This is a genomic window from Streptomyces vilmorinianum (genome assembly GCF_005517195.1).
Taxonomy (GTDB): domain Bacteria; phylum Actinomycetota; class Actinomycetes; order Streptomycetales; family Streptomycetaceae; genus Streptomyces; species Streptomyces vilmorinianum.
Map to the genome: position 1 here is coordinate 1,705,589 of NZ_CP040244.1, position 13,199 is coordinate 1,718,787.

Annotated in this window: 14 protein-coding genes and 1 pseudogene; 6 read left to right on the forward strand and 9 right to left on the reverse strand. The window is 72.5% G+C overall.

Going from position 1 to position 13,199, the window contains the following annotated elements; translation table 11 throughout:
* Nucleotides 1–61 precede the first annotated feature (61 nt).
* Nucleotides 62–604: a hypothetical protein gene (locus FDM97_RS07935; protein ID WP_254705905.1), complete on the forward strand. Its 543-nt coding sequence runs from the start codon at nt 62–64 to the stop codon at nt 602–604.
* Nucleotides 605–645: 41 nt separating this feature from the next.
* Here FDM97_RS07935 and FDM97_RS07940 read toward each other — a convergent pair whose 3' ends face one another.
* Nucleotides 646–1,272, reverse strand: a complete 627-nt coding sequence (locus tag FDM97_RS07940; protein WP_137989545.1) for a TetR family transcriptional regulator — start codon at nt 1,270–1,272, stop codon at nt 646–648.
* A gap of 229 nt (nt 1,273–1,501) precedes the next feature.
* Here FDM97_RS07940 and FDM97_RS07945 point away from each other — a divergent pair, with 229 nt between their 5' ends.
* The 3 genes from FDM97_RS07945 (at nt 1,502) to FDM97_RS07955 (ending at nt 4,699) form a co-directional block, all read left to right on the forward strand.
* Entirely contained in the window at nt 1,502–2,827 is a 1,326-nt protein-coding gene (locus tag FDM97_RS07945; protein WP_137989546.1) for a glycosyltransferase family 4 protein, read from the forward strand.
* A gap of 67 nt (nt 2,828–2,894) precedes the next feature.
* On the forward strand, nt 2,895–3,626 hold the full coding sequence (locus FDM97_RS07950) for a class I SAM-dependent methyltransferase (RefSeq protein WP_137989547.1): 732 nt from the start codon (nt 2,895–2,897) through the stop codon (nt 3,624–3,626).
* Nucleotides 3,623–4,699: a prenyltransferase gene (locus FDM97_RS07955; protein WP_137989548.1), complete on the forward strand. Its 1,077-nt coding sequence runs from the start codon at nt 3,623–3,625 to the stop codon at nt 4,697–4,699. The genes FDM97_RS07950 and FDM97_RS07955 overlap by 4 nt, the downstream gene beginning before the upstream one ends.
* A gap of 46 nt (nt 4,700–4,745) precedes the next feature.
* On the opposite strand, the pseudogene FDM97_RS07960 reads toward FDM97_RS07955, so the two are convergent.
* From FDM97_RS07960 to FDM97_RS07980, 5 genes and pseudogenes are all read right to left on the reverse strand, one after another.
* Nucleotides 4,746–5,239 (reverse strand): annotated as a pseudogene (locus FDM97_RS07960) (pectinesterase family protein); the annotation flags it as partial.
* Nucleotides 5,137–5,409 carry a hypothetical protein gene (locus FDM97_RS07965; RefSeq protein WP_137989549.1) on the reverse strand — a complete coding sequence of 91 codons (273 nt, stop codon included), beginning with the start codon at nt 5,407–5,409 and terminating at the stop codon, nt 5,137–5,139. The gene FDM97_RS07965 and the pseudogene FDM97_RS07960, both read right to left, overlap by 103 nt.
* A gap of 74 nt (nt 5,410–5,483) precedes the next feature.
* Complete coding sequence (locus FDM97_RS07970) at nt 5,484–6,542, reverse strand: LLM class F420-dependent oxidoreductase (protein ID WP_137989550.1); 1,059 nt, start codon at nt 6,540–6,542, stop codon at nt 5,484–5,486.
* A gap of 105 nt (nt 6,543–6,647) precedes the next feature.
* Complete coding sequence (locus FDM97_RS07975) at nt 6,648–7,523, reverse strand: DUF5336 domain-containing protein (RefSeq protein WP_137989551.1); 876 nt, start codon at nt 7,521–7,523, stop codon at nt 6,648–6,650.
* Between the two features lie 90 nt (nt 7,524–7,613).
* Complete coding sequence (locus FDM97_RS07980) at nt 7,614–8,525, reverse strand: N-acetylmuramoyl-L-alanine amidase (RefSeq protein WP_137989552.1); 912 nt, start codon at nt 8,523–8,525, stop codon at nt 7,614–7,616.
* Nucleotides 8,526–8,755: 230 nt separating this feature from the next.
* On the opposite strand from FDM97_RS07980, the gene FDM97_RS07985 reads away from it, so the two are divergent.
* Nucleotides 8,756–9,667 carry a globin domain-containing protein gene (locus FDM97_RS07985; protein ID WP_254705532.1) on the forward strand — a complete coding sequence of 304 codons (912 nt, stop codon included), beginning with the start codon at nt 8,756–8,758 and terminating at the stop codon, nt 9,665–9,667.
* Here the strand turns inward: FDM97_RS07985 and FDM97_RS07990 are convergent.
* A complete protein-coding gene (locus tag FDM97_RS07990; RefSeq protein ID WP_137989553.1) occupies nt 9,589–10,221 on the reverse strand; it encodes a class I SAM-dependent methyltransferase in 633 nt (210 codons plus the stop codon). The two genes, FDM97_RS07985 and FDM97_RS07990, sit on opposite strands and share 79 nt — an antisense overlap.
* A gap of 235 nt (nt 10,222–10,456) precedes the next feature.
* Between FDM97_RS07990 and FDM97_RS07995 the strand changes: the two genes are divergently transcribed.
* Nucleotides 10,457–11,671: a glycosyltransferase gene (locus FDM97_RS07995; protein WP_284440284.1), complete on the forward strand. Its 1,215-nt coding sequence runs from the start codon at nt 10,457–10,459 to the stop codon at nt 11,669–11,671.
* A 7-nt stretch (nt 11,672–11,678) separates the two neighbouring features.
* Here the strand turns inward: FDM97_RS07995 and FDM97_RS08000 are convergent, their stop codons facing one another.
* Nucleotides 11,679–12,128, reverse strand: a complete 450-nt coding sequence (locus FDM97_RS08000) for a DUF4259 domain-containing protein (protein ID WP_137989554.1) — start codon at nt 12,126–12,128, stop codon at nt 11,679–11,681.
* A gap of 79 nt (nt 12,129–12,207) precedes the next feature.
* Entirely contained in the window at nt 12,208–13,140 is a 933-nt protein-coding gene (gene sigJ, locus FDM97_RS08005) for an RNA polymerase sigma factor SigJ (protein ID WP_137989555.1), read from the reverse strand.
* Between the last annotated feature and the right edge of the window lie 59 nt (nt 13,141–13,199).

Consider the following 13,199-nt stretch of genomic DNA (forward strand, 5'->3'; position numbering starts at 1 on the left):
CTTGATCACGGGGGCAAAGGGCCTTCGTGCGCCCGGAATTGGGAGAGTTGTGCGCAAGGCGATGTGGGTGGCCGCGGCCGCTGGTGTGGTGCTGCTGGTCGCGGGCTGCGGCGAGGGCGGCTCGGGCGGCTCCGGCGGCTCGGGCAAGAACAAGGGCGGCGGCTCGTCCGCCGGCTCCTCGGCCGGTTCCACCGGGGGCGGTGCGGAGACCGGCGGCGGCGACCTGGACGCGGCCGCGGTGACCAAGGAGATCACGGACGCCGCCACGGCCGCGGGCTTCACGCAGGACGCCTCCGGCGACGCGGTCCCGGCCGAGCTGAAGGCCTGCATGGTCACCTGGACGGCCGACGCCGAGAAGGCCGCGGACCCGAAGAAGTCCTACACGGACACGCTCGCGACGCTGACCAAGGGCGGCTGGAAGGAGGGGCAGAGCCTCGACCAGAACGGCTCGACGATCAAGACCCTCGCCAAGAGCAACTGGCAGGTGAAGGCCAGCAACCACAGCGCCGGCCCCGTGAAGCTGGTGATGTTCGTCGCCAACGAGACCGGCGCCGAGTGCGAGGCCCTGTTCAAGGCCGACCTGGAGAAGAACAAGAAGTCCTGACCCAGGAAGTCCTGATCCAGGAAGTCCTGATCCGAGGGCGGTCAGGCGCGCCCGGGTCCTCCGACGGGCTCGGGCGCCGTCAGGTCGATCAGCCGGCAGACGGTCTCGATGTCGATCTTCACCTGTGCGATCGAGGCCCGCCCCGACAGCCAGGTGATCAGCGCCGAGTGCCAGGTGTGCTCGATCACCCGCACCGCCGACAGCTGCTGCGGCGTCGGGTGCTCGAGCCCCATCGCGTCCAGGATGATCGCCGTCGTCAGCCGCGAGACCGTGTCCACCTCGGGGCTCACGCTCCGGTCCGCGAACGTCAGCGCCCGCACCATCGCGTCCGCGAGCTGCGGCTCGCGCTGGAGCGCCCGGAACGCCCGCATCAGCGTCTCCGCCACCCGCTCCGCCGCGTTCTCGCCCGCCGGTGGGTGCTTCCGCAGCGTGGTGTGCATGTGCTGGAGCTGGTCCTGCATCGTCGCGACCAGCAGGTGGATCTTGGAGGGGAAGTAGCGGTACAGCGTGCCCAGCGCCACCCCGGCCGCCTCGGCGACCTCACGCATCTGTACGGCGTCGAATCCGCCCCGCCCGGCGAGCTGCGCGCTGGCGTGCAGAATGCGGCGACGGCGCGCCTCCTGGCGCTCTGTCAGGGGCGGCGAGGCGGGTCTGTCTTCCGCGGTCATGGAGTCCCGTTCCGTGCGGTGGACGTGCGGTGTGCGTGCGGTAGGGGAGCGACAGTATGGCCGGGCTCCCGCCGTGGCGCGAATCACCTGATCCGGCTCTTACAGCGGGACTACCTGCCGGTAGATTCAGTGCTCCTTGAACGATCAAGAACGATCAAGTCTGAAACTTGTTCTAGATTAGCGCGAGCGGTTACGCTCCCGCGAAACGCAAGCTCGAAGGGGGCCGCGAGTGACCGCTGAGGCCATAGAAGCAGGCCCCCGCCGGGGCGCCGCCCCGAGCGCCCCGGGCGACGGTGACGGTCCGTTGCGGATCGCTCTCCTCACGTACAAGGGAAACCCCTTCTGCGGCGGTCAGGGTGTCTATGTCCGGCACCTCTCGCGCGAGCTCGCCCGCCTCGGCCACCACGTCGAGGTCATCGGCTCGCAGCCGTACCCCGTCCTCGACGAGGGCGTCCCGCTCACCGAGCTCGCCAGCCTCGACCTCTACCGCTCGCCGGACCCCTTCCGTACGCCCAAGCGCGACGAGTACCGCGACTGGATCGACGCCCTCGAGGTCGCCACCATGTGGACCGGCGGCTTCCCCGAACCGCTCACCTTCTCCCTGCGGGCCCGGCGCATGCTCGCCGCCCGCCGCGGCGACTTCGACGTCGTCCACGACAACCAGACCCTGGGCTACGGACTCCTGGGCGGCCCCGGCGCGATCGGCGCCCCGCTCGTCACCACGATCCACCACCCCATCACCGTCGACCGGCAGCTCGAACTCGACGCCGCCGCCGACTGGAAGCGCCGCGCCTCCGTCCGCCGCTGGTACGCCTTCACCCGCATGCAGAAGCGGGTCGCCCGCCGCCTGCCGTCCGTGCTGACCGTCTCCGGCTCCTCCCGCCAGGAGATCGTCGACCACCTCGGCGTACGCGACGACCGCATCCGGGTCGTCCACATCGGTGCCGACACCGACCTGTGGTCCCCCGATCCGTCCGTCGCCGAGATCCCCGGACGGATCGTCACCACCTCCAGCGCGGACGTCCCCCTCAAGGGCCTGATCCACCTCGTCGAGGCGCTCGCCAAGCTCCGCACCGAGAACCCGGCCGCCCACCTCGTCGTCGTCGGCAAGCGCGCCGAGGACGGACCGGTCGCGCGGGCCATCGAACGGTACGGACTCGAGGACGCCGTCGAGTTCGTCAAGGGGATCACGGACGCCGAGCTCGTCGACCTCGTGCGCTCCGCCCAGGTCTCCTGCGTGCCGTCGCTGTACGAAGGGTTCTCGCTGCCTGCCGCCGAGGCCATGGCCACCGGCACCCCGCTCGTCGCCACCACCGGCGGCGCGATCCCCGAGGTCGCGGGGCCCGACGGCGAGACCTGCCTGGCCGTGCCCACGGGCGACGCGGGCGCCCTGGCCGCGGCGCTCGGCCGGCTGCTCGGCGACGCGGAGCTGCGGACCCGCCTGGGCGCCGCGGGGCGCGCACGGGTCCTGGCGAACTTCACCTGGGCGCGCGCGGCCCAGGGCACCGCGGACCTCTACCGCGAGGCAATCGCCCGCCAGGGGGCCCGCCGGTGACGGCCTCGTCCACGCCCCACCCGCACCCCCACCCCCGTACCGCCACCCACCCGGAAGGGCAGACCTCGTGCTGACCGTCGACTTCACCCGCTTCCCGCTCGCCCCCGGCGACCGCGTGCTCGACCTGGGCTGCGGTGCGGGCCGGCACGCCTTCGAGTGCTACCGGCGCGGCGCCCAGGTCGTGGCCCTCGACCAGAACGGCGAGGAGATCCGCGAGGTCGCCAAGTGGTTCGCGGCGATGAAGGAGGCGGGCGAGGCCCCGGCCGGCGCGACCGCCACCGCGATGGAGGGCGACGCGCTGAACCTGCCCTTCCCCGACGAGTCCTTCGACGTCGTGATCATCTCCGAGGTCATGGAGCACATCCCCGACGACAAGGGCGTGCTCGCCGAGATGGTCCGCGTCCTGAAGCCGGGCGGCCGGATCGCCATCACCGTCCCGCGCTACGGCCCCGAGAAGGTCTGCTGGGCGCTCTCCGACGCGTACCACGAGGTCGAGGGCGGCCACATCCGCATCTACAAGGCGGACGAGCTCCTGGCCAAGATCCGCCAGGCCGGCCTGAGGCCGTACGGCACCCACCACGCGCACGCGCTGCACTCGCCGTACTGGTGGCTGAAGTGCGCCTTCGGCGTGGACAACGACAAGGCGCTGCCGGTACGGGCGTACCACAAGCTCCTGGTCTGGGACATCATGAAGAAGCCCGCCCTGACCCGAGTCGCCGAACAGCTGCTCAACCCCGTCGTCGGCAAGAGCTTCGTGGCGTACGCGACCAAGCCGCACCTGCCGAAGGCGGAGGCGTGACGAGCCCCGAGCGGATCGCGGAACACCTCGTCCTGCCCGGGGTCCTGACCGCCGAGCAGGCCGCCGAGACCGTCGCCGGGATACTCGCCGTCCAGCGCGAGGACGGGGCGATCCCGTGGTTCCGGGGCCACCACCTCGACCCTTGGGACCACACCGAGGCCGCCATGGCCCTGGACACGGCAGGCGAGCACGCCGCGGCCGCCCGCGCCTACGCGTGGCTGGCCCGGCACCAGAACGCCGACGGCTCCTGGTACGCCGCGTACCACGACGGCGACCCGGCGAACGTCACCGACCGGGGCCGGGAGACCAACTTCGTCGCGTACATCGCCGTCGGCGTGTGGCACCACTACCTGGCCACCGGCGACGACGCCTTCCTCGACCGGATGTGGCCCGTCGTCTACGCGGCCGTCGAGTTCGTCCTCGCGCTGCAGCAGCCGGGCGGCCAGATCGGCTGGAAGCGCGAGGCCGACGGCACGCCGGTGAACGACGCCCTGCTCACCGGGAGTTCGTCGATCCACCAGGCGCTGCGCTGCGCGCTCGCCATCGCCGACGAGCGCGAAGAGCCCCAGCCCGACTGGGAGCTGGCGGCGGGCGCCCTCGGGCACGCGATCCGCAGCCACCCCGAGCGCTTCCTCGACAAGTCCCGCTACTCGATGGACTGGTACTACCCGATCCTCGGCGGCGCGCTGACCGGCCCGGCCGCGACGGCCCGGATCGACGCGCACTGGGACGACTTCGTGGTCCCCGGACTCGGCGTACGGTGCGTCCTGCCCAACCCGTGGGTGACCGGCGGCGAGAGCTGCGAGCTCGCCCTCGCGCTCTGGGTGACGGGCGAGTCCGACCGGGCCCTGGACATCCTCCAGTCCGTCCAGCACCTGCGCGCCGAGGGCGGCATGTACTGGACCGGGTACGTCTTCGAGGGCAACAAGGCCGTGTGGCCCGAGGAGCTCACGACCTGGACGGCCGGCTCGCTGCTGCTCGCCGTGGCGGCGCTGGGCGGCGACGAGGCGACGGTGGCGGTCTTCGGCGGGGAACGGCTGCCGAGGGGCCTGGAGCCCGACTGCTGCGGGTGACCCGAGCGCGGCCCGGCCCGGCGGCTGAGCCGCGCCCGGACGTACGTCATGAGGCGGCCGTCGGGTTCCAGTCCCCGAGCCAGTCCCGGACCTCCTGGGCGGCGGCCTGGGCGTCCGTCAGCTGCGGACGGTCGCCGCTCGCCGTGCCCGCCCCTGCGCCGGTGTTCCGGTACTCGGCGAACCGGTCGTCCTTCCACGAGAAGCCGCCCATGTCCGTCCAGGGACGGGCCTTGACCGCCGCGCCGAGCGTGGAGTCGCGGACGGTGGTCTGCGGGTCCAGGGTCGCGTCGCCGCCCGCGTGCCAGGGCCGGCCGAGGAAGAAGCTGCCGGCGGACACGTCACCGTTCACGACGGAGCGGTTGTGAGGAAGCCCTTCATGCCGGCGGGCGTGGAGGGCGCGGTGACGTACCCGGCCGAGGTGCCGTCCCAGCGCTTCTTCAGGGTGAGGACGGACCGGTCGATGACGGCGGTGGCCCCGCCGAAGACGAGGTCGACGTTGCCGATGACGTACGAGTCGGTGACGTAGACCCGGCCGAGGCGAAGCCGTCGGCGGTGTCGGTCGCCCAGGCGGGGGCGGTGGCGGCCGACGCCTCGGGCAGCGCGTCCTCGCCGAACACGCTGAGGACATCGCCGTAGGCCAGGGCCGCCGCGGCTCCCAGGGCCGGCGGGATGCCGGCCACCAGCTTCGTCCTGCGTCTGTGGTTGCTCACGATGGCTTCCGTTCCTGTGGGGGATCGTTCGCCTCCGTGTCGCCGCCGGCGGGGGAATGGTTGCCTCTGGCTCCTCAGGAGTTGAGCTCCGCGAGGACGCGGAGGGTGGCGGGGTCCGGCGCCGTGACCAGCAGGTCGGTGACCGGGCCCTTGCGCCACGCGTCCAGCCGTTCGGCGATCCGCTCCCTCGGCCCGACGAGCGAGATCTCGTCCGCGAAGGCGTCCGGCACGGCGAGCACCGCCTCCTCGCGCCGCCCGGCCGCGAACAGCTCCTGGATGTGCCGGGCCTCGGACTCGTATCCCATACGCCCCATCAGATCGGCGTGGAAGTTGCGCCCGCCCGTCGCCCGACCACCACCCCTGGTGGAGTGCTGCGCACGCGTGTTGTTCGGCCCCATGCCGCCGATGTAGAAGCCGAGCATCGCCTTGACGGGCAGCAGCCCCTCGCCGACGTCCTCGCAGAGCCGGGCGCGGACCATGGGCGCGACCAGGAAGCCGGGCGGCAGGGCCGCGGGGAGCCCGTACACCTCCTCGTACCGCGTCGGGGACCAGTAGAGCGGCAGCCAGCCGTCGGCGATCTCGACGGTCTGCGCGATGTTCTTCGGTCCTTCGGCGCCGAGGAGGACGGGGAGGTCCGCGCGGAGGGGGTGCGTGATGGGCTTGAGCGCCTTCCCGAGCCCCGTGCCGTCCTCTCCGGCGTACGGGTGGGAGTGGAACCGCCCGTCGAGCACGACGGGTCCCTCGCGGCGCAGGACCTGCCGGATGACGTCCACGTACTCGCGGGTCGCGGTCAGCGGCGAGCGGGGGAAGGGCCGGCCGTACCACCCCTCGACGACCTGCGGCCCGGACAGCCCGAGCCCGAGCATCATCCGCCCACCGGAGAGGTGGTCGAGCGTGAGCGCGTGCATCGCGGTGGCGGTGGGCGTCCGGGCGGCCATCTGCGCGACGGCGGTCCCGAGCCTGATACGTGAGGTGTGCGCGGCGATCCAGGTGAGCGCCGTGAACGCGTCGGAGCCCCACGCCTCGGCCGTCCACACGGAGTCGTACCCGAGCCGCTCGGCCTCACGGGCGAGGTCGAGGTGGGCGGGGGAGGGGCCGCGTCCCCAGTAGCCGAGGGCGAGTCCGAGACGCATGGCGAGAGGCCTTCCTGACGGTCCGTCAGTTCCTTGCTTCCCGGGGACTGTACGACAACGGCCCCCCGCCCGGAAGGGCGAGGGGCCGTCGTGCGGGCCGGACAGTCAGCCGCGCTGGATGCCGGTCGTGTCCTGCAGGACGCCGCGACGGCCGTCCTGGGTCTGGGCGATCAGACCGGGACCGCGCTGCTCGACCGCCAGGTACCAGGTACCGGGGGCCAGTTCGGCGATCGGGGTCGGCGAACCGTCCTCCCCGTACAGCGGGCGGGCGACCGGGACCGCGAACCAGAACGGCGTGAAGTCGGCGGGGGCGCCGGCGGGGGCGCCGGCGGGGGTGGGCTGCTGGGCGGCGGCCGGTGCCGGTGCCTGGGCCTGCGGGGCCTGGGCGCCGTAGGGCTGGCCGGCACCCTGCGAGGGGTCGTGCTGGCCCGGCTGCGGCTGCTGCATGCCGTAGGGCTGCTGGGCGCCCGGGTAGCCGTAGCCGCCCTGAACGCCAGGCTGTCCGGGCTGGCCCGGCTGCATGCCGTACGGCTGCGGGGCCTGCGGCTTCGGCGCGCTCAGCAGCGGGCCCTTGAGGGCGGGCACCAGCGGGGCGGCGATGGCGGCACCGGCGAGGACCAGGGAGGCGATCAGGCCGAGGATGAGGCCGGCGCCCACGTTGTTCGACTCGAACACCCACATCAGCATGGACCACGCCGAGGCCACGGTGAACGCGACACCGACCTGTCCAAGCTCGAGGCCCACGACCTTGCGGGGCTGCGGCAGTGCGTGCGAGACGACGATCAGCGCGGCACCGGCGATGCCGAGGAGGACGGCGCCCCAGCCGAGGGGCGAGAACTCCCAGGAGTTCGTGGACGGGACCTGGTCGCAGATGGCCTCGCTGGCGTCACAGCCGTTGATGTCGAGGAACGAGGCGATGAACAGCACCACCGCTGCACCGATCAGAACGCCATCGCCTCGAGTGAGGGAGCGGATATTCACGTAAGAGTCCTTCGTCGGGTCGTCTCGTCGGGGTGGCGCGGAGCACGGGGGCGGCCCCATCGTACGGAGCGAATCTATCGTCCGTCGGTTCTACCCCTTGAGGTAGGTCCCGATGCCGTCCGCGATCCCCTGCGCCGCTTTCTGGCGCCATGCCGCATCCGTGAGGAGCGCGGCATCCTTCGGATCACGCATATTGCCGCATTCGACGAAGACCTTGGGAACGTTCGAGAGGTTGAGCCCCCCGAGATCCTTGCGCACGTCCAACCCCGTGCCGGAACCGAGGTAGTTGGCGGGCGCGGAGCCGGTCGCGCGGGCGAAGTGCCGGGCGATGTCCTCGCCGAGGGTACGGGAAGGGCCGACGATCTTCGTGGTGTCGGCGGAGCCGGAGGTGACGAGGGCGGGCAGGATCACATGGAACCCGCGGTGGCCGGTGGCGGACCCGTCGGCGTGCACGGAGACGACGGCGTCGGCGCGGGCGGTGTTGCCGGTCCGCGCGCGCTCGTCGATGCAGGGGCCGAAGGGGCGCTCGGCGTCGTGGGTGAGGACGACCTTCGCTCCCTGGGCCTTGAGGAGATCCCGCAGACGGTGTGAAACATCGAGGGTGAATGCGGCCTCGGTGTAGCCGGCGTCGGTGGACGTGCCCGTGGTGTCGCATTCCTTGCGGCCTGTGCCGATATCGACCTTCTGGTTGATTTCCCGGGAATGCTGGAAATTGCCGGGATTGTGGCCGGGGTCGATGACGATCGTGCGCCCGGAGAGCGGGCGGGCGGCCTGGGCCCGGGTGGGCTCGGGGGTGGGCTCGGGGGTGGGGGAGCCGGTCGCTTTCGCGTCGGCGGTTCGCTGGGGTGTGACGCTCCCGGCGGTCCCGGCGGTCCCGGCGGTCCCGGCGCTCCCGGCGGTCCCACCGCACCCGGCGAGGGCGGCGCAGGCGACGAGGGAGCCCGCGAGGGTGAGGATCTTCCGGTGGGTGTTCCGGTGGTCTTTCCGGTGGTCGTACGGCACCTTGCGACTCTAGTGGCAGCCGCCGCCGAATGGTCCGTCGACGCGAGGCGACTGTGAAGGGTCTGTGGGGGGTATGGGGAAGGTGCGCGATGGCGAGGCATCGCGCACTGGCGGAACGTCGCTGTCGCGCCCCGCCCTTCTTCCGCTCCACCAGGGTCGAACGGCCCTGCCTCACAGGGCCGAACAGGCCATACCGGAGGGCCATGTGACACATCGTTAGCCTTCGCCGCATGCAGATCAGTGGGACCAACGAGTACGACACGTTGCTGGCCCGCCAGCACGCGATGCGGCTGCGCCGGCAGATCCTCACACCGGGATCCTCGGCAGGTGAACCGGGCGAGGCCGGGAACTCCTACGACGGTGCGGCCGCGGCGGCCGACCAGCAGATGATCCGACGGCACCTGGAGCCGCTGCTGCCGTTCGACGCGCTGATCACACACCTGTACGCGAGCATGTTCCGGCGCAGGCCCTACCTGCGCCGGCTCTTCCCCGAGTCGCTGGACTTCCAGCGAGAGCACCTGGGGCGGATGTTCCAGCATCTGATCGACCACCTGCACCGCCCGGACGAGTTGACCGTCATGCTGGGGCGACTCGGCGGTGAGCACCGCAAGCTGGGGGTCTGGCCCGCGCAGTACGAGGCCTTCGAGGAGGCGCTGTGCGAGGCGCTGCGTCGACAGGCGGGACAGGACTGGTGCGCCGAGGCGGAGGAGGCGTGGCTGCGGATGCTGCGGTTCGCGGTGGACGCGATGGTGGCGGGCGCGGACCGGGCCCTCGCCGAGCCCCCGTACTGGCACGCGACGGTCACCGGACACGAACGGATCGGCGCCGAGCTGGCAATCCTCCGGGTCAGGACGGGCGAGCCCTATCCGCTCCGGGAGGGACAGGACGTGACGGTCGAGTCACCCCTGCTGCCGCACGCCTGGCGGTGGTACCCGGCGTACCGCGTCCCCGGGTCGGAGAGCCTGCTGGAGTTCCACGTCCGGCGGACCGGACCGGGCGGGGTGAGTGCGGCCCTGGTGGAGCACACCAGGGCCGGAGACAGCCTGCGGCTCGGCCCCCCGCGTCAGCGGCGGCGCAGGACGCGGAGGGAGTCGGTGACCGAGATCTCCTCGAAGTCGCCGGACTCCAGCGCGCGGAGGTAGATGCGGTACGGGGCCTGGCCGCCGTCCTCCGGGTTCGGGAAGACGTCGTGGATGACGAGGAGGCCACCGGCGGCGACCTTGGGCGCCCAGCCCTCGTAGTCGTTGGTGGCGTGCTCGTCGGTGTGGCCGCCGTCGATGAAGACGAAGCCGAGCTCGCCGGCCCAGACCTTCGCGACCTGCGGCGAGCGGCCCACGACCGCGATGACGTGCTCCTCCAGGCCCGCCTTGCGGAGCGTCCGGCGGAACGTCGGCAGGGTGTCCATCAGGCCGACCTCGGGGTCGACGACGGTCGCGTCGTGGTACTCCCACCCCGGCTGCTGCTCCTCGCTGCCCCGGTGGTGGTCCACGGTCACCGCGACCGTCCCGGCCCGGCGGGCCACGTCGGCCAGCAGGATCGTGGAGCGCCCGCAGTACGTGCCGACCTCGAGGAGCGGCAGGCCGAGCTCCGCCGCCTCGGCCGCGGCCTCGTACAGCGCGAGCCCCTCCTTCACGGGCATGAAGCCCTTGGCTGCCTCGAAGGCGTCAAGGATCTCGGGGGCGGGCGCTGCGGCCATCGCGGGGTCCTCCTGCTGGCGGTGCTACTGGCGGGTATGCGGGTGTGAGCAGCCATGGTGCCCTACGCGTCGCACGCGGACCACACCGTCCAAAAGACAAAGGCAAGGAGGTCACCCACTCCTTGCCACTCTCAACGTATAGCGGACCGGGGGGCTTGCGGCAAGACCCGGGTCGTGCCGCAGAATCACGCATCCAGGCCGGAGCCTGGGCACGGAGGAAACGGGGAGTCGCACAGTGCGAGTAGTGGTGTCGACGTACGGGGCGCGCGGAAGCGTCGAGCCGATGGTGGGGCTCGCGGCGCGGTTGCGGGCACTCGGCGCGGAGGTGCGGGTGTGCGCGCCGCCGGACGAGGAGTTCGCGGAGCTGCTGGCCGGGGTCGGGGTGCCGCTGGTGCCGACCGGGCAGCCGGTGCGCCCGATGGTGAGCTCGGTGACGCCGGGGTCGGCGGTGGGTTTGGCGCAGCGTGCGGCCGAGTTGATGGCCGCGCAGTTCGAGACGGTCGCCGCGGCGGCCGAGGGATGCGACGCACTGGTGGCGGGCGGCCCGTTGCCGGTCACGACCGGGGCGCGGTCGGTGGCCGAGAAGCTGGGCATGCGCTACGTGCACGTGAGTCACACGCCGGTCGTCCTGCCGTCGCCGTACCGCAGGCCGCCCGGGCGGCGGGGTCAGCCGTTGCCGGCGGACGTGACCGACAACGAGGCGCTGTGGGATCTGGACGCCGAGATCGCGAACGCGATGTTCGGCGAGCTGCTCAACACCCGACGGGCGTCGGCCGGTCTGCCACCGGTGGACAACGTCCGTGACTACGCCTTCACCGACCGGCCGTGGCTGGCCACGGACCCGACCCTGGACCCGAGGCAGCCGGCCGACCTTGACGTCGTGCAGACCGGCGCGTGGATCCGGACCGACGAACGCCCGCTCCCGGCCGAGCTGGTGGCGTTCCTGGAGGACGGCGAAGCGCCGGTGTACGTGGGCTTCGGCAGCATGCCCATGGGCTCCCTGAAGGACGTCGCCCGCGTGGCCGTCGAGGCGAGCCGTGCGCGGGGCCGCCGCGTCATCGTCTCCCGCGGCTGGGCCGACGTGGCCCCGATCGACGACAAGGACGACTGCTTCGTCGTCGGCGAGGTCAACCACCAGGCTCTGTTCCGCCGGGTGGCCGCCGTCGTCCACCACGGCAGCGCGGGCACCACGACGACCGCTGCTCGGGCCGGCGCGCCGCAGGTGGTGGTGCCCCAGGGGGCGGACCAGCCGTACTGGGCGGGTCGGGTGGCCGACCTGGGCATCGGCGCGGCACACGACGGTCCGGCTCCGACCTTCGCGTCCCTGTCGGCGGCGCTCGGGACGGCCCTGGCCGCCGAGACCCGCGCACGAGCGACCGCCGTGGCCTCCACGATCCGCACCGACGGGGCGACGGTGGCCGCGAGGCTGCTGCTCGACGAGGTCGGCTGAGGCCGCGTCAGCCCAGGGAGGCCGCCGTCTCTCCGGCTGCCTCCCCGGCCGCTGCCGCCAGGACCGTACGCAGCCGCAGGACGCCCTCCTTCCAGGGCCCCGCGCCGTCCGACTCGTCCCACAGCTCCAGGAGTTCGGACGGCTTCGTGAGGACACGGTCCAGGGCCTCCACCGCGAGCGGCCGCAGCTCCACGGGCAGCTCCGGCAGGGGTTCGTCGGGGCCGTAGGGCGTGGTGACCGGCTCGCCGCCCGGGCACTGCGCCGCGATCAGCGCCGCCGCGGCGACGGCCGCCTCCACCGCGATGTCGCTGTCCAGGTACGCGTCACCCGTCCCGGCCACCTCGCGGAGCCGGTCGCGCAGCAGCCCGGCCCGCTCGCCCTCCGGCGCGTCGTCCAGATCCCCCGAGAAGTCCGCGGCGGTGTCGCTGTCGAAGTGGCCGATGTCCCACGTGCCCATGGTGCGTTCTCTCCCCGTCGATGTCCGTTCCGACGGGAGGGATCCTGGCAGGTGGCACTGACAGTCGGGTGCGGGCGGATCACTTCTCCGGCAGGCGCGCCATGTCGGACACCGGTCCGAGGTGGCCGAGCTTGTCGGGGTTGACCACCGAATGGATCGAGCGGATCACGCCGTCGGCGATGTCAAGCTCGATCACGCTGGCCACCCGCCCTTCGGCGTCGCGCAGCACGGCGCCCGGCCGGCCGTTGACCCGGGCCGGCCGGAGGGAGGCGCCGAGCTTGCGGACCTTGCGGAGCCCGAAGACGAGCAGCTTGACGACGCGCTGCTGGTCGGTCAGCAGCTTCCCGATCGCCCGCGCCTTGCCGCCGCCGTCCCCGTAGAGCGCCACGTCGGGCGCGAGCATGCCGAGCAGCGCGTGGATGTCGCCGCCCTCGGTGGCCTCGAAGAACCTGCGGGCGAGTTCGTCGCCTTCCGCCCGCCGCTCGCGGGGCGGCGCACTGTCGGCCGTCGTCCTTCCGGCGTCGATGCGCCGTCTGGCGCGGGCGAAGATCTGACGGCAATTGGCCTCGGTCTTCCCGGTGATCGCCGCCACGTCGGGGTAGCCGTACCCGAACACCTCGCGCAGCACGAACACCGCCCGCTCCATCGGCGAGAGGGCCTCGAGGAGCACGAGGAACGCCATGGACAGGGAGTCGGCCAGTTCGGCGTGCTCGGCGGGTCCGGGCCTGTCGACGGTCACGACGACCGGCTCGGGCAGCCACTCGCCGACGTAGGTCTCCCGTCGTACCCGCGCCGAACTCAGGTGGTTGATCCCCAGCCGCGTGACCGCCGTGGTCAGATACGCCTTCGGAGCGGCGATCACGGTCCCGGCCTGGTGCGCCCGGGTCAGGCCGAGGAACGCGTCCTGCACGATGTCCTCGGCGTCGCCGACCGATCCGGTCATTCCGTAGGCGATGGAGAACAGCAGCGGCCGGTACCCGGCCGTGCCCGTCTCCTCCGTCGATCCCCGCACGGAACCCCTCCCGCCAACTCGCCCACCACGCTGCCCGGTCGGGCTCCCCGCCTCCCGCA